Here is an 18,797-nt window from a genome sequence, read left to right on the forward strand (position 1 = left end):
GCCCGCCATCATGACCATCACAACCGCGGCGACCGCGGCCTACGTCCTCGCGGCGCTGTTCTTCATCCGCGCGCTGGCCGGCCTCTCGCGGCACGAGTCGGCGCGCCTCGGCAACGCCTACGGCATGCTCGGCATGGCGGTCGCGCTCGTCGCGACCGTCGCGCTCACCCTCGACGACGGCATCGACCCGCCCGCGTTCGCGATGCTCGTCGCCGCCGTCGCGGTCGGCGCGCTGATCGGCCTGAACCGGGCGCGGGCGGTCGAGATGACGGCCATGCCCGAGCTGATCGCGCTGCTGCACAGCTTCGTCGGGCTGGCGGCCGTCCTGGTCGGCTGGAGCGGCTACCTGCACGTCGAGCACCACCCCGAGGGGACGGAGGCCACGGCGCTCGCCCGCGAAGGGATGCTCGGCATCCACAGCGCCGAGGTGTTCATCGGCGTCTTCATCGGCGCCGTCACCTTCACCGGCTCGGTCGTCGCGTACGGGAAGCTGTCGGGCAGGCTGAAGTCCGCGCCGCTGATGCTGCCGGGCAAGAACGTCCTCAACCTCGCGGGCCTCGCCGGGTTCGCCGCGCTCACCGTCGCCTTCGTCGTCGAGCCGCGGCCGTGGCTGCTCGTCGCGGTCACGGCGCTGGCGCTGGCGTTGGGCTGGCACCTGGTGGCGTCCATCGGCGGCGGCGACATGCCCGTCGTGGTCTCCATGCTGAACAGCTACTCCGGGTGGGCGGCCGCCGCGTCCGGGTTCCTGCTCGGCAACGACCTGCTGATCATTGTCGGCGCCCTGGTGGGGTCCTCGGGCGCCTACCTGTCGGCCATCATGTGCAAGGCGATGAACCGCTCGTTCCTCTCGGTGATCGCGGGCGGCTTCGGGCTGGAGGCGCCCACCGGGCCCGGCGACGGGCAGGGCGAGCACCAGGAGATCACCGCCGTCGAGGCGGCCGAGGCGCTCGCCGCCGCCTCCTCGGTGATCATCACTCCCGGCTACGGCATGGCCGTCGCGCAGGCGCAGTACCCCGTCGCCGAGCTCACCGCGCGGCTGCGCGAACGCGGCGTCCAGGTCAGGTTCGGCATCCACCCGGTCGCCGGGCGCCTGCCCGGCCACATGAACGTGCTGCTCGCCGAGGCCAAGGTGCCCTACGACCTGGTGCTGGAGATGGACGAGATCAACGACGACTTCGCCGCCACCGACGTGGTGCTGGTGATCGGCGCGAACGACATCGTCAACCCGGCCGCGGCGGAGGACCCCACCAGCCCGATCGCGGGCATGCCCGTCCTGGAGGTCTGGAACAGCGAACGGGTCATCGTGTTCAAACGCTCCATGGCCACCGGTTACGCGGGCGTCCAGAACCCGCTGTTCTTCCGCGACAACACCCGGATGCTCTTCGGCGACGCCAAGGAACGGGTCACCGACATCCTCGAAGCCCTCAAGCACCTCGCACCGGCCACCGGGAAGACCCTGACCGGTACCCGCTCCTGACCGCGGTCACCTGACCCGAAGACCGGGGCGCTCGGGCTCGCGCCGGCCGCCGTGTCCGGCCGACCGGCGGCCGGCGCGAGCCCGCGCTCGGCGTCCGGCATCGCGCCTCCACCAGGCCGAAACCGTCCTCACGCGTCCGGCCTCGCAGGCCCTGGTCATCATTCGGTTTCAAAATAATACGACTATCGTATAAGATGACTTTCATGCGACTGACGCGGCAGCCGTCTCGAAGCCATCGGGGCGTCCTCCCGTCGTCAGGCGCGCCGGGGCGCTACCCATCGCCCCGTGGCCGCCCGCGCAGGACCCGGGGGGCGGGGGCCGATCCTCCTCACGCTCTACATCCGCATCAAAGGAGCACTTCATGGTGGACATCACCGTCTGGGTGGCGCAGGGGCTGCTGGCCCTCTTCTTTCTCGCCGTCGGGCTGCCCAAACTCGCCGGCAGGGGCCTTGACCGCTGGATCGGTTTCGATCAGATACCGCGGCCCGTGACCATCCTCATCGGCGTTTCCGAGGTCGCAGGAGCCGCCGCCCTCCTCGTCCCGCCGCTCATCGACCGGTTCGAGTGGACCACTCCGCTCGCCGCCGTGGGCATCGCCGTCATCTCGCTGATGGCCAGCGGCTTCCACCTTCGGGCCCGGGAATGGCTGACCACCATCGAGACCGCGCTGTGGGCGTCGCTCGCGGGAGCGGTCGCGATCGGCCGGTGGGACGAAGGGGCGAAGGCGCCCTCGATCCCGAGGGACGCGCTCGTCCCGGTCCTGATCGCCGTGGTGGTCGCGATCGTCTCCAATTTCGTCCTGCTGATCCGTGCCACGCCGTCACCCGCGCGTGAGGACGGCGAACCGGCGAGGCCATGACCGCTCACTCCGCCCCTTTCGGAGCAACCCGGGAGTTGGCGGCGACCGCGCCGCGACGCCCGGGGTGGCGTCCGGCCGTTCGGATACGATAGATCGGTGATCCAGACGGTACGGGAGCCGAATATATGAGTGCCGAAGCTTCTGGCAGCGACGCGGAGAAGCGACGGCACCGGCGGTTGACCCGCTCCGTCAAGGGATCGTTGCGCGAACTGAACGTCCAGTTGTCCTTGCTCAACCATTCCATCGGCGCGCGCCTCAAGCTGAAGGACGTGGACCTGTACTGCCTCGACCTGATCAGCCGGGAAGGCCCGCTCAGCCCGACGGCCGTCGCGCGGCGCGCCGGTCTGCATCCGGCCACCACGACCGGTGTCCTCGACAGGCTCGAACGCGGCGGCTGGGTCGTCCGGGAGCGCGACCCGGACGACCGGCGGGCGGTGGTCGTCCGGTTCCTCGGCGACCGAAGCGGCGAACTGTACCGCCTGCTCTCGGGAATGAACGCCTCGATGGACGAGATCTGCGCCGACTATTCTGTGGCCGAACTCGAGATCATCGCGGACTTTCTCGAACGCACGAAGACGGCCGGGCGGCACGCCACCGACGACCTCACGATCGGCTCATAAGATTCCCGCCCCCTGGGCGCGAGGTGAACCCAGCCCACTAACGTGGGGCCGCACGAATCGCCGATCTGTTCTTGTCCCCGGCTGAGAGCGCGCGTTCCCAAGAGGAGGGTGAGATGGTGCGGGGTGGCCTCGTCTTCGGTGCGGTCCTCCTCGGGTTAGCGGTTTCGTCGGCCGCATACCTTCTCTGGGGAATGGCGGGTGCCGTCCTGATCGCCCTCGCCGGGATCACCGGTGAGATCGTCGCCTTGGCGTGGTTGTGCAACGGACTGCTCAACCGTCTCAAAATCCCGCTCGTGTTCACCGGGATCCTCGCGCTCACCGCCCTTCACATCGCCGGTGTCCTGATCACTCAGGACCTCGCGATGAAGCTCGTCGGTGTCGACGCCGAAGCGGTCGTCGAACGGACCTGGACGACGAAGACCCGGGGTTCCGTCAACGACCACTGCACGTTGCGGCACGTCGACGGCAGGTCGATCAGGGGCGAACTGGAAAGCGGCTGCCGCGGCCACCGGGTCGGCGACACCATACCGGTGGTTCTCGACCCGGAGGAAAGGCTCGCACCGGTGGGCGGGCCCAAGTCGGACCTGTCGATAGCGCCGGAGGCCGTCGTGATGACCGTCGCGGGTCTCGTGCTGACGACCACGATCGTGATCGGAAGCCTGCCCGTCCGGCCGGGTCAGAGAAGCCGAACCATCACGCCTGGCTGGTGAGCCCTTAAGCCCGTGAGCGGGACGCGTTGGACCGGCGCCCTGCTCGGCGGACCGCCGCCCCGGTAGGTGCGGCACGTGGGGCGGTTAATGCGAGGATAATCGCGTTAGTGTGTGATCCGGGTCATACGGCCGGGATGGGCGGTGCCACATGGGCGAGATGCCGCGGGCGGTCGGAGCGGTGCGTCCCGGAGGCCGGACGGCGCGTACCCGGGCCGCGGTGTTGACGGCGGCGGCGCGGAACTGGAGGAGACCGGCTACGCCGGGCTCACCCTGGAACGCGTGGCCGAGCGTTCGGGAGTGCACGTGGCCACGCTGTACCGGCGGTGGCGCAACGTCGAAGGACTGGTCGTCGACCTGCTGGGGGAGTTGGGCAAGACCGAGATCCCGATTCCCGACACCGGCTCCTTCGAGACCGATCTGCGCACGCTCGCCCTGGAGATAGCCGCCCTCTACCAGAACCCCCGGCATCGCGCCCTCATCGAGGGCGTGATCGCCGCCGCCCTCCGTTCACCGGAGGCGTCCGACGCCTGGGCCGCGGTGATGGCCGAGCGCAACCGGCTCGCGTCGCGGATCGTCGAGCGGGCCGTTCAGCGGGGCGAACTGCCTCCGGAAACCGACGGCATCGCGGTCATCAACGCCGTCGGCGCCCCCTTCTACTACCGGATGCTCGTGGTCCGCGGGCAGGTCGACGACGCCCTCGCCGAGACCGCCGGCGCCACCGTTCACGCGGGTGCCCTCAGCGGCGCCTTCACCCGTAAGCCGACCACCGCTCCGTGACGCGCGCGGGGTGGATCCCCTCGCGCCCAGAAAGGACCGGCACATGCGACAGGACATCGAGTTCACCTCGGCCGGAACGACCCTCCGCGGATGGTTCTACACACCGGACGGCGCCCTCGGCCCGTACCCGGCCGTGGTCGTGACCCACGGCTTCGGGGCGGTCAAGGAGCAGTACACCGACGACATCGCCGAAGGGCTCGCCGCGGCCGGGCTGGCGGTGGTCCTCTATGACCACGCCTGCTTCGGCGCCAGCGACGGCGAACCTCGCCAGGAGGCCGATCCGTGGACGCAGATCCAGGGATACCGGGACGCCATCACCTACCTGTGCACACGACCGGAAGTGGACCCGGAACGCATCGGAGTCTTCGGCTCCAGCTATTCGGGCGGCCACGTGCTCGTGGTCGCCGCCATCGACCGGCGGGTCAAGGCCGTCTACTCCCAGGTACCCGTCATCAGCGGCGGTACGACCCTGTCCCGGTTCATCCCCAGCGAAGGGCTCGCCGAAGTCCGCGAGACCTTCGACGCCGACCGGCTCGCCCGCTTCGCCGGCGAACCCCCCGCGATGATCCCGCTGATCACGGCGGCGCCCGGGGAGCCCGCCGCGCCGGCCGACCGGCAGACGTACGAGTGGTACCAGTCGATCCCCGCCGAGCGCCTGAAGACCTGGCGCAACGAGGTGACCCTGCGGTCGGTGGAGCTGATCTCCGGCTACGAACCCGGCGACTACATCTCCCGCATCTCGCCGACGCCGCTGCTGCTGGTGGTCGCCCAGAATGACATCCTCACCCACAGCGACCTGGCCTTCGCCGCCTATGAACGGGCCCTGCACCCCAAGCGGCTCGTCACTTGTCCCGGCGGCCACTTCGTCGTCTACAACGAGCAGTTCAAGCACACCCTCGGCCTCATGACCGAGTTCTTCCTCCAGTACCTCGGCCCGGCGGCCGGATGACGAAGCCGTACGGAGATGCCCACGCCTGGCCGCCCGCGGTCCCGCGGCCGCACGGTTCGTTCGCCGACCGGCTCGCCGAGGTCGTCGGCGACACCGAACCCGTCGGCGTGCGGCCCGAGTCCCTTCAGCGGATCACCGGGTCCTGAACGCGCCGGTCACTCCAGTAGCTGGACGCGGGAGATGTCCAACGCGGCGGCGAGGAAGGCGGCGCGAAGATCCTCGGGTGCGTCTTCGTCCAGACGCATCACCCCGTGCCGAATGCCGTACCGGGCCAGCGCGCCCACCTCGGCGTCCCGCCCGTCCAGCAGGACGAACGCCAGGGACGAGACGCGCTTGTCGGTGTCGAGGACGCCCATCGCCTGCCCGGCGGCGTCCACCAGCTCGTCAGCCCGATCACCCACCGGCGCCCCATGAACAAAGCAGCGTATAGCGCAGATCTCCGAACGCGCCGTCACACCGATGACCGGCCACCCGGCTCCATCCGCGATCCGGTTCCGCTGAGGATTTGTTGCAGCCGCTTCGCCTCTTCGGCCACGCGAGCGGGCCTACGGAGTGCGGCGAGCCCGTCGAGCCCAGGGATCTCCAGGGTGCTTCCCGTCGCCGCCGCGCACTCCGATCCGAGCGCGATCACGTCGGGCAGCCCTCTCATGCCGGGCTGGTCGACCAAAGCCGGCAGCATGGACGCCACCACTTCGAGGACCTCACGCGGCAGTCCCCGTGCGGCCTCGGTGAGCGAGGCGACCAGCCGGTTCATCTTGATCACGTTGCCCATGCCCAGGGCTCCCAGGAGGGCGCCGAGTCGCTTGGTGTCCAGCAGCGTGCGCGCGGCCAGGGTGTAGATCGCGTCCACCGCGGCGACGCGGTTCTCCGGACGCCCCGCGGCGAGCCCGTAAGCCACGGCGAGGTGGACGACCGGTCCGGGACGGCCCGCCGTCTCCGCCAGCAGGGGCAGGACCGGATTGATGCCGCGCAGGGTGCCGGTGGCTTGCTCGTAGAGATCGGGAATCGCGTGCGCGGCGACGATTTCGGGGTGATGCGGCAGGAGCGACGGCCAAGAGGCCGAAGGGGCGCCGGGCCCTGTCCAGTCCCGCGCGTACGGTTGCTTCTGGAAGGGGTCGGGCGTCTCGGTGAGCGCCTTGTACGGCAACGCCCCTCCGTGCTCGGACGCGGAGGTGAAACTCGGCAGGATCCATGACGTCGGCATGCTCGGCTCCGGATGCTCCCCGAACCTTTCGGCGCCGCCGTCGTCCCGACCGACGAAGCCGTCGAAGGCCGGAAATCTGAGGCTGCCGAGCCTGAGCCCGGCGACGAACGTCGTGCCGGGTTGGCCCGTGATGACCGGATGGGTCTCGACGATCTCGCGTGCCGTTTCGATGGGCACCCGGATCAATGCCTGCTCAAGGTCCCAGGGAAGCGGCGCGGCGGAGGACTTGGCATAAGCGTCGAGCCGCTCAACGAGCGCGGCGGGGTCGATGCCGCCGTTACCGGCCGTAGGGGTGGCGAGCAGGCACGGTATCCGCGTGCCGCCTTTGAGGAAATATTCGACGAGTTCGTGAGTCCGGTAGAGCGTGGCCCGCTCAGGAGCCGGCGGGCGAGCATTGCTCCCCCGATAGAGCTCATCCATCACTTGCCGGTCTCGCGTGTCCAGCCCCAGCACCGCGTCGAAGACACAGCGCAAGGCCCCGGGAACGCCGCGCTGTTCCCATCCCCCAAGTCCATCGGGCGGATACTGCCGTGACAGCGGGCCCAGCGCCTCGACCAGGGCCTGCGGGTCCCGGTGGTGTTCGGCGACGACCGCCTCCATGATGCGTTCGGCGTCGAGCGGATCGACGGCACGACCCGCCAGCGCCGGGACGACGTGCTCGGCCAGTTCCGAGGCCGACGCGATGGGCGGCGGCATGGCTCGCGGCTGATACTCGGGCCGAGGAGGAACCTGAAGGCCCGAGCCCGAAGAACTCACCTCGGCGCCGAGGGCGCGCCGCGCCTCGTCACGTAATGCGGCGTTGAGGTCGCCCGCCGCCTCTCGCAGTTCGGCGAGGATCGCCGGGTCGATGTTCCCGGCATGCTTGATGATCAGGCGGACGGCGCGTTCCTGAACGGTGCCGCCGGGATGCGCGAACGCGGTGGCCGCGGCGCGCATGAGCGGACCGGCCGTGGCGGGGTCCCGGCGGGCCGCGGCGTCCAGCCAGGCCAGTTGCGCGGTCGCGAGACTCTTCTCCGGCCGGACCAGGACGGCGGCCGCGATGTCGAGCAGTGCGTTCGTCTCCAGCCGCCCGGCCTTGTCGAGATCGCGCAGCGCCGCCTGAGCGATCTTCGCGACGGTGCCGGCGCCGCCGCCGGCGATGCCGATGTAGGTCTTCAGCCGGTCCGCGACCTCGTCGAGCGTCGGCGCGAGTTCCTCATGGAGCCTGACGAAGCCGCGCAGATTCCCCGGCCTGTCGCCGCGGAGCAGTTTGGCCGTGCACAGATCGAGCAGTTCGCCGCGGTCCAGCACACCCTCATCGGCCAGCCGCGTCAGGGCCTTCGGCCAGTCGTTCTCCGGGCCGAACCGCGCCGTGCGTTCGGCGGCCAGCTCCGTGCCGATGTCGGCGACCTCGAACATGCGCCGCACGAACTCGGCCAGCCGTGGTTCCGCGCGCAACCGTTCGAGCAGCGTGGTGTGACGCGGGATCGAGAGGTGCGGTCCCAGCTCCGCGAGCCACGACCAGGGACCGCCGGCGCCGTGGTGACCCGTGTAACCGGCCTCCCGGACCCATCCGACGATGTAACCCTCCGTCGCCGGCACCACCGCCCCGGACCAGAGGATCAGTCCTTGGAGCAGTGTCCATCGCCAGACGTCGCCGCGATCGGGAAGCCAGTTCGCCAACCGGACCGCGAGCTCCCGCTGCCAGGCGGTGTCCCGGTGATCGAGGAGGAGGAGCCGAAGCACCTCTCTCCGATCGGCGTTCGTGGAGCCGCCGTTCTCCAGGCACCAGGTCGCGTCCCTCAACCGGCTGCTGGTGAGCCAGTCCAGAGCCTCGGCGGGGCTTCCCGAGCTCATGATTCCGGCGAGGTAGAGCGGAGCGAGCTGATCGTATGCCCGGCCGTACCTGACCATGTCGCCCGAGGACAACTCCTTGCGAAGCTCCGTGCGCAGCGCTTTGAGCTTCGGCCGCAGATGCCTCAGCTCGGCGGGTGGTATGGGGGCCAGCCGCGCGATCACCGGTCGCGGTATCCGCGCCGCGATCAACGCGCGGAGTTCGGGCCACTCGATCTGGGCGGTCATCTCGTCCGGTTCTCCTGGGAAGGGGCGTCGCGGCCGGGCGTCGCCGCGACGTCGTGCCTGCGTGCCGATGGCACGATCGGACTGTAACGATGCCCAACGACAATCCGCGTTCACAGACCCGGTGACCGGCGCGGGCCGCACCGAGCTCAGGCCCTGAGGCCGCGGCATCAGGGAGCGGAGATCCGCGAGGCCATTCACTTCTCGAATGAGATGTACCGCGAACATGCAAGGCCGTTCTCGCCGGGCGGAAGAGCGGAAATGCCGCCCGTTCATTGCTTTGCGCATCGAGATTATTCATGATGTGCGGGGATGTTCAGGGCGCCTGTACTCCTGGCATTCGCGCGTCCACCCTGTACGGGCGTTCACCGTGAGAAGGCGGTGTCATCGATGAGCCCAGGCGACGGCCACGATCGGAAACGGACCGAAGGCATCTCGCGCCGGAACGTCTTCAGGGCAGGGGCGGGGACGGGGGCCGTCCTGGCGATGGGCGGGCTGACCGCGGCACCGGCAGGCGCCTCCCCGGGCCACGACCGGCACGGCGGTCCGGGGGAACGGCTGCGGCTGGTCAACGGGAAGATCCACACGATGGACTGGGGCGACCGCGTCGTCTCCTCGGTGGTCATCGAGGACGGCCGGTTCGCCGCCGTGGGACGGGGCGGCGACCACGGCGGCGGGCACACCAGGACCATCGACCTGCGCGGGCGCACGGTGATCCCCGGTCTTCGGCGACGATTTGCAGTGGACCGGTGGCATCGGCGAGTGGGCCGCGCCGCTGTCGCCCCGCGACGTGTGGTTCCAGGCGCAACGGCTGGTCGCCGAGGCCGGCTGGCGCAACGAGAACGCCGTCGCCGACCTCGCGGAACTGACCCGGGTCGTCGAGGGGTGGGAGGCGGTCGACCGCGAGTTCGGCATCACCGGGGACCGCTACATCGTCCACCATGTCCCGGTCGTCACCGAGGACCTCCTGGACCGGCTGCACGCGTTGGGCGCCGGTGTGGTCATGCGCGCGTTCTGTTCATCGTCGGGCCCGGGAAGCATCGCCGGAAGGTCCGGCGCGCCGGCGTCGGACGGTTGGCGTCACCGGGGGATGCTCGCGCTCAATTCCTGTATGGGCTCTCCCTTGAGTCCGTCTTCGTGGCGTTGGGCTCGTCGAGCAGATGAACCCGTACCAGCGGCAGCCGTTCGGCGATGTCGGCGGGTAGCTGTTCAGAACCGGAGAGTTCCGCGATGCCCAGTATCCGGCCCAGCGCCGCGGCCGACCGAGGGTTGCGCGCCCGGTAGGACTCCAGCCGCGTTCGCGTCTGCTCTGGGGGCATGACCGTGGCACGTGCCGTGGCGCCACGAGTGCGGCCGTTCCAAACGCGGACGGCCGGATCGGCGACGACGTTGCGGAACCACTGTGAGTTGCCGCCGTACCCGGACACCAGCACGAGCGCGTCCGGCTCCCGGTCGACCACCTCCAGCACCGCGTAACGTGGGCGGCCGGTCTTCCGTCCGCGGTGTTCGAGCATCATGATCCGCTTGCCGAGCAGCCATCCGAACCCATGCCGAAACAGCGGAATCGGGGCACGCGCCACCCAGCGAGGTATGCGGCGAACAGCCATACCAGGAACCTTACGACCGCTGATCCTGTGGGCTTGCCGCGTTCACCAGCCGGGGGCGGTGCTCGGCCCCGGAGGGCCGGGGACGAAATCGGGCAGGGCGGCGAACTGGGGATCGACCGCCACCGTGGCCAGTGCCCATCCCACCCACGCCCGGACCCGCGACAGCGGATGGTCGGGGAAGTCCGCGTCCCACTGCGGGTCGTCGCCGCGGTGGTAGGGCAGCCGGCCTTGTAGCTCCGGGGCGTAGGGGTGCGGAAGGATCCAGCCTTCCAGACCGGTGAGGCCGAGTTTGGCCAGTATCGCCGCCTCCCGCATTCCGGTGATCCCTCTCTCCTCGGCGGTGCAGCCGAACATCACATGGCGATCGGCCTTGGCCAGGAAGATGTTCGCCATGAAGACCTGCCCGCTGGGTGCGTTCGGAATCGGCGCCTTCACCACCTGGCACACCCCGCGAACACCGCCGAGCACCACCGGCTCGGCCTCGATGAGGCACCCCAACTGGGCGTACTCATGGGCGAGGTTGCGCCGCATCGCCGGGACGTTCTCCAGCCAGGCCGCCTCGGCCAGCGGCCCGTGGTTGAGCTTCAGGCTGATCCAGTCTCCGGTGGCCGGATGCGCCCAGGTCGTCTCGTCGATGGGCCGCAGGCCGGCTGAATTGAAGGCGACGACCATGTTCTAGAATCCTTTCCGAAGCCCGACTTACGGCGCGTCTCCGACCATAACCTACCGCACCTCTTGCCTAGGGGCCGTCTTCGGAATTGAACGGGTCCCGTTATTGGCGTTTATTGGCAGCGGTCCTTAGCGCGTGTCCCGCTTCAAGGAGCTCACTCAGGTCACCACCTAGGACGCGCTTTTGGTATTGCTCCCTCGCCTCGTGTGGCGGGAAGCAGCGGGATTCTGCACTCTTGATCTGTGCCGTTTCCGTGTGATCGTGCACCATGTTCCGTTCCCTGCCAAGGACACCGCCTTGCGGGCCGCGCGAACCAACATTACGACGTGGCCTTTCCTCTCCGTCATCGGGACTCGCACGCCGGAATGACCAGCGTGGAAGCAATTCCCACGGCCGTGCCCAGGGTTCTCAGGACGATGACCGAAGGGACACATGTCCGCTCTCGCGTTACCTGATGCATCCGGCGACACCAGGAAGCGGCCGTGGGGCGGCGCGGGCACGCTGGACGCTACGACGTTTGAGAAGACGAGCCGGGGTACCTCAGCGTGCGCAGGTCGCGAATCGGAAGGAGACGCCCATGCGCGCCGTGGTGATCAACTGCACCTTGAAGCGCTCGCCCGAGGCATCCAACACCGAGGCGCTCGCGACGGTGGTCGAGGACGAACTGCGGGCCAGGGGCGTCGAGGTGGAGAGCATCCGGGCCGTGGACCTCGACATACCGCCAGGTGTGGCGACCGATCTCGGCGAAGGCGACCCCTGGCCCGCCGTGCATCGGTCCTTGCTGAACGCGGAGATCCTCATCCTGGCGTCGCCGACCTGGGCGGGCCAGCCGTCCTCGGTCGCCCAGCGGGTGATCGAACGGATGGACGCCATGCTGTCGGAGACCGACGACGAGGGGCGGCCGGTCGCCTTCAACCGGGTCGCCGGGGTGATCGTCACGGGTAACGAGGACGGCGCGCACCACGTGATCAACAACGTGAGCGGCGCGCTCAACGACTTCGGCTACACGATCCCCGGGCAGGCGTGGACGTACTGGAACCGCGGCCCTGGACCCGGGCCGAGCTACCTGGACAGCCGGGAAGGCCGGGACTGGTCGGAGAGCACCGGCCGGGCGATGGCCTCCAACCTGGTGGCCGCCGCCGAGGCGCTGGCCGCCAAACCGATCCCCGCCCCACCGTCCTGATCCTCCGGGTGGCCGACTCGCGACATGAAGTCGACGCCTGACTACGAGGGGACGCGGGCGCGTGTCTCGCGGATGAGCCGGAGGACGAGGTCTCCCATGGACGCGTCGTCCCAGGGGCCGGACTGGTGCACCGCCAGCGACTCGACCACGGGTCCCTGGGTGACGTGGTCGCCGGCCGGTTCCGTCACCCCTCCATGGGGCACCGCCGTGATCGCGCTCTCCGTGACCTCGATGTCGATGGACACCGCCGCGCGTGCGTAGTCACCGGGCTCCCGTTGGGCGGTGCCGGTCACCCAGGACCAGGGATCCGCCGTGGTCGCTCCCGCCCCTTGCCGTGATCGTCCGAGGGTCTCGGCCAGCATGCGGCCCAGAACGGCCTGGCCCGATGACGCGCGTACCGACGCCACGGGCGCCATCGCGGCACCGTCGCCCCAGGGGACGAAGTGGACCAGCCCGTCGGTCTCGAAGACCCGCACCGACCCGGCGGAACGGAAGGGCGCTGCGTGATCCGCCGTGTCCGCAGGCCGTGCGGTGCCGTGAAGGCGGGGCTCGAACCAGACGTCCCGGTCATCCTCCTCCCAGCCGGTGCCAGGAGGGAACTCCCGTACGCCCCTTCCCGGGAGGAAGTCGGCGAAGAGGTAGGCGTGGTCGCCGTAAGCCAACGGGACCTCCAGCGCCGTCAGCCGATCGAACACCTCGCGTCCTGCCCGTTCGCGCATCTCCCCGCGTACCGGCGCCGGCGCGTCCATCAGCTCCATCGACAGCCCGAAGTCATAAGGCGACAACGCGGTGTCGGGACCCTCCTCCACCGCCGACAGATCGACGCCGAGAAGCCCTCCGGCCTGAGGCCACAGTGTGAACCTGAAGGTTTCGCGCGGGGATCCGAAGTACCCCCGCGCACCCAAAAACAAGGAAACGCGCGCCACTGCGGCAACCGCGTCCCCCGGATACCGCAGGTACACCTCGACGGTGCTGCTCATTTGAAGTCCTCGAATTCACGCTTCGCACAGAATCGCGCACAGAGGCTCAGCATGCTCGCGGCCCCGGAGCCTTCCGGTTCCGTTGCGAGGAACCGGGCTGTTCGGCGTCTGCCCGGATCGTTCCTGAGGGCACGTCCGGTCACGCCGGTTGCTTCAGACCGCCAGTGGGTTCGCGGTGCTGGTGGGGTCGTGGAACGTCTCGTCCGGCCGGCGAGCCGTCACGGCTGCGCTAGCCGCTTTGCGTGCTCGGGTTCGCCGAGGTGGCGGGGTTGTCCCGGCCAGTGGCCGTGTTCAGCCAGAAGGCGCCGCGCAAGCCGTGGAAGGCGGCCATGGCGTAGCCGCCGACCGCGCTGGAGGCGGCCGCGGCCCAGGGATGGCTGGGAATGTCGGCCCAGAATGCGAAGAGGCCGGTCAGCAGGACTCCGGTCACTCCGACAAGCGCGTTGCGTAAGGGCGAGTTGCCGAGCACGGTCGGGAATTCCTCGCCGACGAGGCCCTTGATCAGGTGCGGCAGGGTGTTGGTGCCCATGAGCCCGGCGAGGAAGGAAAGCGCGATGGTCTGGAACACGGTTCTCCCAACTTCAGTCTACAAGCGTTGACTGAACTTGGCATCGCATCGGGCGTTCAGTCAATGCGTGTAGACTGAGCCGGTGGGTTCCGCACCTGTTTCCCGAGCCGAACAGCGTCGTATGACCCAGAACCGGATCCTGGAAGCGGCGCGGAAGCTGTTCGCGGAACGCGGTTACGACCGAACGACGATTCGCGCCATCGCCGCGGAGGCGAAGACCGATCCCGGTCTGGTCATGCGGTACTTCGAGTCCAAGGGGAAGCTGTTCGCCCGGGTCGCCGTGGTCGACCGGCACGAGCCCATCGGAGGACGCCCCGACCAGGTCGCCGAGCTGCTGCTCGCGGCGCTGGGCGCGAAGGTCACGGAGGAGCCGGTCGGTGCGCTGGCGGCCATCCGCTCGATGTTCACCCACCCGGAGGCGGCCAAGGACGTGCGCGAGGCCATGCTCGCCGAGCAGCGCCAGGCCGCCGACGCCATCTCCGGTGATGATGACGCGGACCTGCGGACGGGGCTCATCGGCGCGCTGACGCTCGGAGTCGTCATCGGGCGGTACATGGTGGGCCTGGACGGGCTGCGAGACGCCCCACCGGACAGGATCGTCGCGTTGCTGCGCGCGCCGTTCCACTCGATCATCCACGGTGACCGGGAACCCGAACCGCCGAACGCCGACGACGGCCGCCGCGGAGACGGCGAACGCTGATCTGCTCGCGCGGCGGTCGGCGCGTTCACCCCCACCTGGAAGGCGCCGCCACCCGTAGCGGCTCGGCGTTTCGCCACAACTCATCAGGTATCAGCCGCACCGCAGAATTCGACGACAACGGTCGGTTCAGCATTACTTCCCAGATCACGCACAATCCACAGGAAATACGTCCTGGACAAGCCGACCATGCGACCTTATCAAGGATTTACCTCCGCCCAGAATGTCGCCCGTGGATCCGGGAATGCTGACGATTCGAGTGATTCAATTCGGCAAGGCCAGATGATCTGAACGATACGAATCTGACGGCCATGTCATTAAGAACGCCAATAATCCCCCCATTTCATTCAAATGGGAGGCCGTTCCATGGACACCACGACGCGCACAGTGGAGAAGACACCGCCCCGGTCCGGCGAGGAACGGATCGCGCCGCGCCGCGCGCTGCTGCTGACCGCCGCCTCGGCCGTGCTGCCGGGCCTGGCGCATCTGCACGCCGGCCGCCGATCGGCCGGGAGGATCCTGCTGGGCGCGCACATCTGCGCCTTGGCCACGGCCGTGTTCGCGATCATCGCGTTCCGCGGTGACCTGATGCAGTTGGCGGTCCGGCCGCGGTTGCTCATCGCGTTGGTGGTCGTCTCGGTGCTGGCCGCCGTCGCCTGGCCTCTCCTGCTGGTCTGGTCCTACTCCTGCGTCCGCCCTGTGTGGAACTCGCGAAAGACCAGGGTCACGGCCGCCGCGTTGGTCGGGTTACTGGGCGTGGTCACGGCGCTTCCGCCGCTGGCCGTGGCCCGCTACGGCTACCTGCAACACGACCTCATCACGTCCGTCTTCAGCAGCGGCCCCCAGGCCCGTTCGGCCACCGGACAGGGAGCCGCGCCCGCCGGCACGTCGCTCCCGCCCCGGCTGAACGTCCTCCTGCTCGGCGGCGACGCGGATGTGAACCGTCCCGGCGTCCGCACCGACAGCATGACGCTGGCCAGCGTGGACACGAAGACGGGCGGGACGGTGCTGATCAGCCTGCCGCGCAACCTCCAGCATGTTCCGGTCTGGAACGGCCATCGCCGTGTCCGCTTCTCCGGAAAGCGGCTTCTGAACGAGGTGTACGAGTTCGGAAAGGCCCATCCGCGCCTGACCGGAGCCCCCAACCCCGGAGCCGAGCTTCTCAAGCGCACCTATGGCCACATCGTCGGCCTGCCCGTTCACTACTACGCGATGGTCGACATGCGCAGCTTCCGGCAGATCGTGGACGCCGTGCACGGCGTACGGCTGTGTGTGCGCCAGCCGATCCCCGTTCCCCGCGAGCAGGTCGCGGGAGGCGTCATCGAGGCCGGATGCCAGCGGCTCACCGGGCGTCAGGCCCTGTGGTACGGGCGTTCCCGTACCGCCAGCAGCGACTATGCGCGGATGGCGCGTCAGAAGTGCCTGATGTGGGCGCTGGTCCACCAGGCCGACCCCGTCACGGTGTTGCGCAGCTTCCAGCGCCTCACCCAGGTGTTCAAGTACTCCGTCAACACCGACATCCCGGTCCGCGTGCTGCCGTCCCTCCTGCGTCTTCCACCCCTGATCCGGCAGGCCGGCCTGCACAGCGTCCAGTTCACGCCACCGCTGATCAACACCTGGCGTCCCGATTACCGCAACATACGCACCATCACGTCCCAGGCACTGCGATCACCGGTGGTCGTCGAGAAGAACCTCGACCAGACCTGCACCGAGCACGCCGATCGGCGCTGACCGTGACGAGGGACCCGACCGGGCCCGGCTCCTGGGCCGTTATCATCCGGACACTTCCCCCACCGCCAGGAGCTCTATGGTGCCGTCGCGTTCGGGCCTTGAAAATCGGATATCGGAACTGTTGAAGAAGCCGGTCGTACGGAAGAGGGTCGCACCTTTCCTCTCCGTCGTGCTCGGTGCCGCCTTACTGGCGTCGGTTCTTTTCTCCTTCGTGGAGGACGGTCCGGTGGCTCCCGATCCCTGTACGCGGCTGACGGCGGAGGAGGTCGCGCGTTTCGTCCCGGGAGCGGGCCGGCCGACGACGACAACGACGAAAGAGGAGAAGGAGAAGGCGTGCGAATGGCGCGGCGCTGAGGGCCTGCTGACCCTGCGGCTTGAGGCCCATGAGGCGCAGAGACGAAGGTCCGCCCCGGATGTGGCGGGGATGGCGGTCCAGGATGACTACCACGACGGCGAAGAGCACACCGAGCGGCGCCGCGTATATCTCCACGGCGCCGGCCTCGGCACCTGGGCCTTCGCCCGTACGCCACCTGCCGGGCAGGCGGCCTCCTACGCCACGGTGGTGTTCCATCGGGGCGGCGTCTCCGGCAGCCTGACCCTCAAGTACTTCAAGCCGGGCACGGCCGGGCCCCCGGCGACGGTCGAACAGGCTCAGTCACTGGCCGTACAGGCGGCCCAAACCCTGTACGCCCGCCTGCCGCGTGATGAAACCACCGGCTCTTAGGGCCTGCCGAACTCCTCGATCAGCACGGGGTACTGCTCCCCACCGTGTCCGGCGGCGATCGAGCGATCGGCCATCGCCTTGATCAGCTTCGGTAGTTCGGCGTTGACGCCCACCGCCTCGCTTTCCTCGATCAGGTGCGCCATCGCCCGCGCGTCGGTCTCCAGGGCCGACACCTCGGCAGGGAAGGAGCCACTGTCGATCTGCTCGGCATAGCCGGGCAGCCACTCGGCCACAGTTGCGGCGATCCGCTGCGCGAACGGCGCATACGTCGCGGCGTCCACACCGGCCGTCCTGAGCAGGGCGGTGCCCTGAAGCCAGGCGTTCAGGACGCTCCACATCATGGCCAGGCCGGCCACGTCGTACAGGGACGCCAGCCCGTGGTCCGCGCCGAGATAGGTGACGGTGCCGAGGGCGTCGAGCGCCGGCTTGTGCGTCTCGAAGTCCGCCCGCGGCCCGCTGTGCAGGATCACCGCATCGGCGGTCCCGATCGCCGGAGGGACGGCCATGATGGCGCCGTCCAGGTAACGGGCGCCGCGTTGCCCGGCCCATCGGGCGGCTTCCCTGGCCTGGGCCGAGGAGCCCGAGGTCAGGTTGATCAGCGTCCTGCCGTCCAGCTCGGCGTCGCTCCCGTCGAGCAGCTCGTGCACGGCCCGGTAGTCGGTGACGCAGACGATCACCAGGGGGCCCGCCTTGAGCGCGTCGCCCACCGTCGGCGCGAGGCGAGCGCCCTCGGCCACCAGCTTGCCGGCCTTGGAGGGCGTACGGTTCCACACGGTCGTGACATGCCCGGCTTTGAGGAATGCGCCGGCGAGCGCCTGGCCCATCAGTCCGAGTCCGAGGATCGTCACGGGTACGTCGGTGTTGTCGGTCATGGCAGCATCGTCAACGTTGATACCGATGTGAAGGTCAAGCGAGGTGTCGATGCTGATCGGGGAACTGAGCCGCCGTACGGGCGTCAACGCCCATCAGTTGCGCTACTACGAGGCGCGGGGTCTGCTTGAGGCGGAACGCGGCCCGAACGGTTACCGCGAGTACGACGAGAACGCCGTGCTGCGGGTGAAGCAGATCCGGCACCTGCTCGATGCCGGTCTGTCCTCCGAGGACATCGCGTACCTGCTGCCCTGCGCCGTCGGAGAGGCCCCGGACCTGCGGGGCTGTCCCGAACTGCTGGCCGCGATGCGGTCACGGCTGCGGCGGCTGGACGATCAGATGGCCAGGCTCGCTCAGTCCCGCGCCGCCCTCGCCGACTACATCGATGCGGCCGAGCGAAGGGGCGACGACGGCTTCCCGCCCTTCGACGGTGCCGACCGGGAGTGCGTCTCCGCTTGAGCAGCGTCCGGGGGTGGGTACCTCAGCTCACCGGTGGGGTCGTCTCGTAGGAGTCGAGGAGGCGGCGGCCCGCCGCCCGCAAGGGTTCGTCACCGCGGTTGACCTGGGCCCTGATCTCGGCGCCTTCCAGAGCACTGAGGACGGTGGTGGCCAGATCAAACCGTCGGCGCAGGCCCAGCGGCGATCAACGGTCGGCGCGCGAGGCGATGGCCGAGCCCATCGCCTCGCGCGCCAAGGCCGCCCCGTTGAACGCTGAGTCGCGCGTTCACTCGAAATCATCCGGACTGGCGTCCTCCAAATGCGTGGCGTCGGGGTCGGGGTGGTTCAAGGTGGCCTCGTTCGTCGAGGGCGGCGGCTCTCCGGCGCCCGGCGACTCCTCGGGGCGTCCCGCCGGACGTTTCGAGGTCCCCTCTTCGGCGGGCGTGAGCGGGGCGCCGCTCATCTCCTCACTCGCTCCGCGTTCCGCCCGCTCGTTCTCCGATGTCATGCGAATCCCCCTGCTTTCGCCTGTTCCTCCTCCTCGATCGGGCGCGGCAGGAGGCGGATGACGCCCTGCCGAGGCATGGCTTCCGATCGAGCGACGGGGGTGGTGTGCGGTCCCGTCGTGATGACGCCCTTCCCCGGTGCGCCGTCCGAAACCTGTCTTTCTTATGG

At 69.2% G+C, this 18,797-nt stretch carries 20 protein-coding genes; 12 read left to right on the top strand and 8 right to left on the bottom strand.

Annotation, left to right across the window (positions count from 1 at the left end; all coding sequences use genetic code 11):
* Nucleotides 1–10 precede the first annotated feature (10 nt).
* The 7 genes from pntB (at nt 11) to ACGWYJ_RS33255 (ending at nt 5,538) form a co-directional block, all read left to right on the top strand.
* A complete protein-coding gene (gene pntB / locus ACGWYJ_RS33225; protein ID WP_395110451.1) occupies nt 11–1,477 on the top strand; it encodes a Re/Si-specific NAD(P)(+) transhydrogenase subunit beta in 1,467 nt (488 codons plus the stop codon).
* 361 nt (nt 1,478–1,838) lie between these two features.
* Nucleotides 1,839–2,336: a DoxX family protein gene (locus ACGWYJ_RS33230; protein WP_395110453.1), complete on the top strand. Its 498-nt coding sequence runs from the start codon at nt 1,839–1,841 to the stop codon at nt 2,334–2,336.
* Nucleotides 2,337–2,536: 200 nt separating this feature from the next.
* Nucleotides 2,537–2,956, top strand: a complete 420-nt coding sequence (locus ACGWYJ_RS33235; RefSeq protein WP_395110454.1) for a MarR family transcriptional regulator — start codon at nt 2,537–2,539, stop codon at nt 2,954–2,956.
* A gap of 113 nt (nt 2,957–3,069) precedes the next feature.
* Nucleotides 3,070–3,666, top strand: a complete 597-nt coding sequence (locus tag ACGWYJ_RS33240) for a hypothetical protein (RefSeq protein WP_395110456.1) — start codon at nt 3,070–3,072, stop codon at nt 3,664–3,666.
* Nucleotides 3,667–3,807: 141 nt separating this feature from the next.
* Nucleotides 3,808–4,443 carry a TetR/AcrR family transcriptional regulator gene (locus ACGWYJ_RS33245; RefSeq protein WP_395110458.1) on the top strand — a complete coding sequence of 212 codons (636 nt, stop codon included), beginning with the start codon at nt 3,808–3,810 and terminating at the stop codon, nt 4,441–4,443.
* Nucleotides 4,444–4,486: 43 nt separating this feature from the next.
* Nucleotides 4,487–5,392 carry an alpha/beta hydrolase gene (locus ACGWYJ_RS33250; protein WP_395110460.1) on the top strand — a complete coding sequence of 302 codons (906 nt, stop codon included), beginning with the start codon at nt 4,487–4,489 and terminating at the stop codon, nt 5,390–5,392.
* On the top strand, nt 5,389–5,538 hold the full coding sequence (locus ACGWYJ_RS33255) for a hypothetical protein (RefSeq protein ID WP_395110461.1): 150 nt from the start codon (nt 5,389–5,391) through the stop codon (nt 5,536–5,538). Before ACGWYJ_RS33250 ends, ACGWYJ_RS33255 begins: the two co-directional genes overlap by 4 nt.
* 9 nt (nt 5,539–5,547) lie before the next feature.
* Here the strand turns inward: ACGWYJ_RS33255 and ACGWYJ_RS33260 are convergent, their stop codons facing one another.
* From ACGWYJ_RS33260 to ACGWYJ_RS33275, 4 genes are all read right to left on the bottom strand, one after another.
* Nucleotides 5,548–5,793 carry a hypothetical protein gene (locus ACGWYJ_RS33260; protein WP_395110463.1) on the bottom strand — a complete coding sequence of 82 codons (246 nt, stop codon included), beginning with the start codon at nt 5,791–5,793 and terminating at the stop codon, nt 5,548–5,550.
* 50 nt (nt 5,794–5,843) lie between these two features.
* Entirely contained in the window at nt 5,844–8,657 is a 2,814-nt protein-coding gene (locus tag ACGWYJ_RS33265; RefSeq protein WP_395110465.1) for a DUF6493 family protein, read from the bottom strand.
* 1,097 nt (nt 8,658–9,754) lie between these two features.
* On the bottom strand, nt 9,755–10,261 hold the full coding sequence (locus ACGWYJ_RS33270) for a nitroreductase family deazaflavin-dependent oxidoreductase (protein WP_395110467.1): 507 nt from the start codon (nt 10,259–10,261) through the stop codon (nt 9,755–9,757).
* A 42-nt stretch (nt 10,262–10,303) separates the two neighbouring features.
* Nucleotides 10,304–10,933: a hypothetical protein gene (locus ACGWYJ_RS33275; RefSeq protein WP_395110469.1), complete on the bottom strand. Its 630-nt coding sequence runs from the start codon at nt 10,931–10,933 to the stop codon at nt 10,304–10,306.
* 575 nt (nt 10,934–11,508) lie between these two features.
* On the opposite strand from ACGWYJ_RS33275, the gene ACGWYJ_RS33280 reads away from it, so the two are divergent.
* Nucleotides 11,509–12,114 (top strand): flavodoxin family protein, encoded by a 606-nt coding sequence (locus tag ACGWYJ_RS33280; protein WP_395110471.1) that lies wholly within the window; start codon nt 11,509–11,511, stop codon nt 12,112–12,114.
* 41 nt (nt 12,115–12,155) lie between these two features.
* Here ACGWYJ_RS33280 and ACGWYJ_RS33285 read toward each other — a convergent pair whose 3' ends face one another.
* Together ACGWYJ_RS33285 and ACGWYJ_RS33290 are read right to left on the bottom strand one after the other, a co-directional pair.
* A complete protein-coding gene (locus ACGWYJ_RS33285) occupies nt 12,156–13,094 on the bottom strand; it encodes a hypothetical protein (protein ID WP_395110472.1) in 939 nt (312 codons plus the stop codon).
* Nucleotides 13,095–13,323: 229 nt separating this feature from the next.
* Nucleotides 13,324–13,662, bottom strand: coding sequence for a hypothetical protein (locus ACGWYJ_RS33290; protein WP_395110474.1), 339 nt, complete (start codon nt 13,660–13,662; stop codon nt 13,324–13,326).
* Between the two features lie 121 nt (nt 13,663–13,783).
* Between ACGWYJ_RS33290 and ACGWYJ_RS33295 the strand changes: the two genes are divergently transcribed.
* The 3 genes from ACGWYJ_RS33295 to ACGWYJ_RS33305 all read left to right on the top strand — a co-directional run bounded on the left by ACGWYJ_RS33295 (nt 13,784) and on the right by ACGWYJ_RS33305 (nt 16,814).
* Nucleotides 13,784–14,362, top strand: coding sequence for a TetR family transcriptional regulator (locus ACGWYJ_RS33295; RefSeq protein WP_395110476.1), 579 nt, complete (start codon nt 13,784–13,786; stop codon nt 14,360–14,362).
* Nucleotides 14,363–14,725: 363 nt separating this feature from the next.
* Nucleotides 14,726–16,090 (top strand): LCP family protein, encoded by a 1,365-nt coding sequence (locus ACGWYJ_RS33300; RefSeq protein WP_395110478.1) that lies wholly within the window; start codon nt 14,726–14,728, stop codon nt 16,088–16,090.
* 76 nt (nt 16,091–16,166) lie between these two features.
* Nucleotides 16,167–16,814 carry a hypothetical protein gene (locus ACGWYJ_RS33305; protein WP_395110480.1) on the top strand — a complete coding sequence of 216 codons (648 nt, stop codon included), beginning with the start codon at nt 16,167–16,169 and terminating at the stop codon, nt 16,812–16,814.
* Here the strand turns inward: ACGWYJ_RS33305 and ACGWYJ_RS33310 are convergent.
* Nucleotides 16,811–17,686 carry an NAD(P)-dependent oxidoreductase gene (locus tag ACGWYJ_RS33310; protein WP_395110481.1) on the bottom strand — a complete coding sequence of 292 codons (876 nt, stop codon included), beginning with the start codon at nt 17,684–17,686 and terminating at the stop codon, nt 16,811–16,813. The two genes, ACGWYJ_RS33305 and ACGWYJ_RS33310, sit on opposite strands and share 4 nt — an antisense overlap.
* Nucleotides 17,687–17,735: 49 nt before the next feature.
* Between ACGWYJ_RS33310 and ACGWYJ_RS33315 the strand changes: the two genes are divergently transcribed.
* Nucleotides 17,736–18,143: a MerR family transcriptional regulator gene (locus ACGWYJ_RS33315; RefSeq protein WP_395110488.1), complete on the top strand. Its 408-nt coding sequence runs from the start codon at nt 17,736–17,738 to the stop codon at nt 18,141–18,143.
* Between the two features lie 265 nt (nt 18,144–18,408).
* Here ACGWYJ_RS33315 and ACGWYJ_RS33320 read toward each other — a convergent pair whose 3' ends face one another.
* Entirely contained in the window at nt 18,409–18,630 is a 222-nt protein-coding gene (locus ACGWYJ_RS33320) for a hypothetical protein (RefSeq protein WP_395110483.1), read from the bottom strand.
* Between the last annotated feature and the right edge of the window lie 167 nt (nt 18,631–18,797).

The sequence above is a fragment of the Actinomadura sp. SCN-SB genome, from assembly GCF_043906805.1.
Lineage (GTDB): Bacteria > Actinomycetota > Actinomycetes > Streptosporangiales > Streptosporangiaceae > Spirillospora.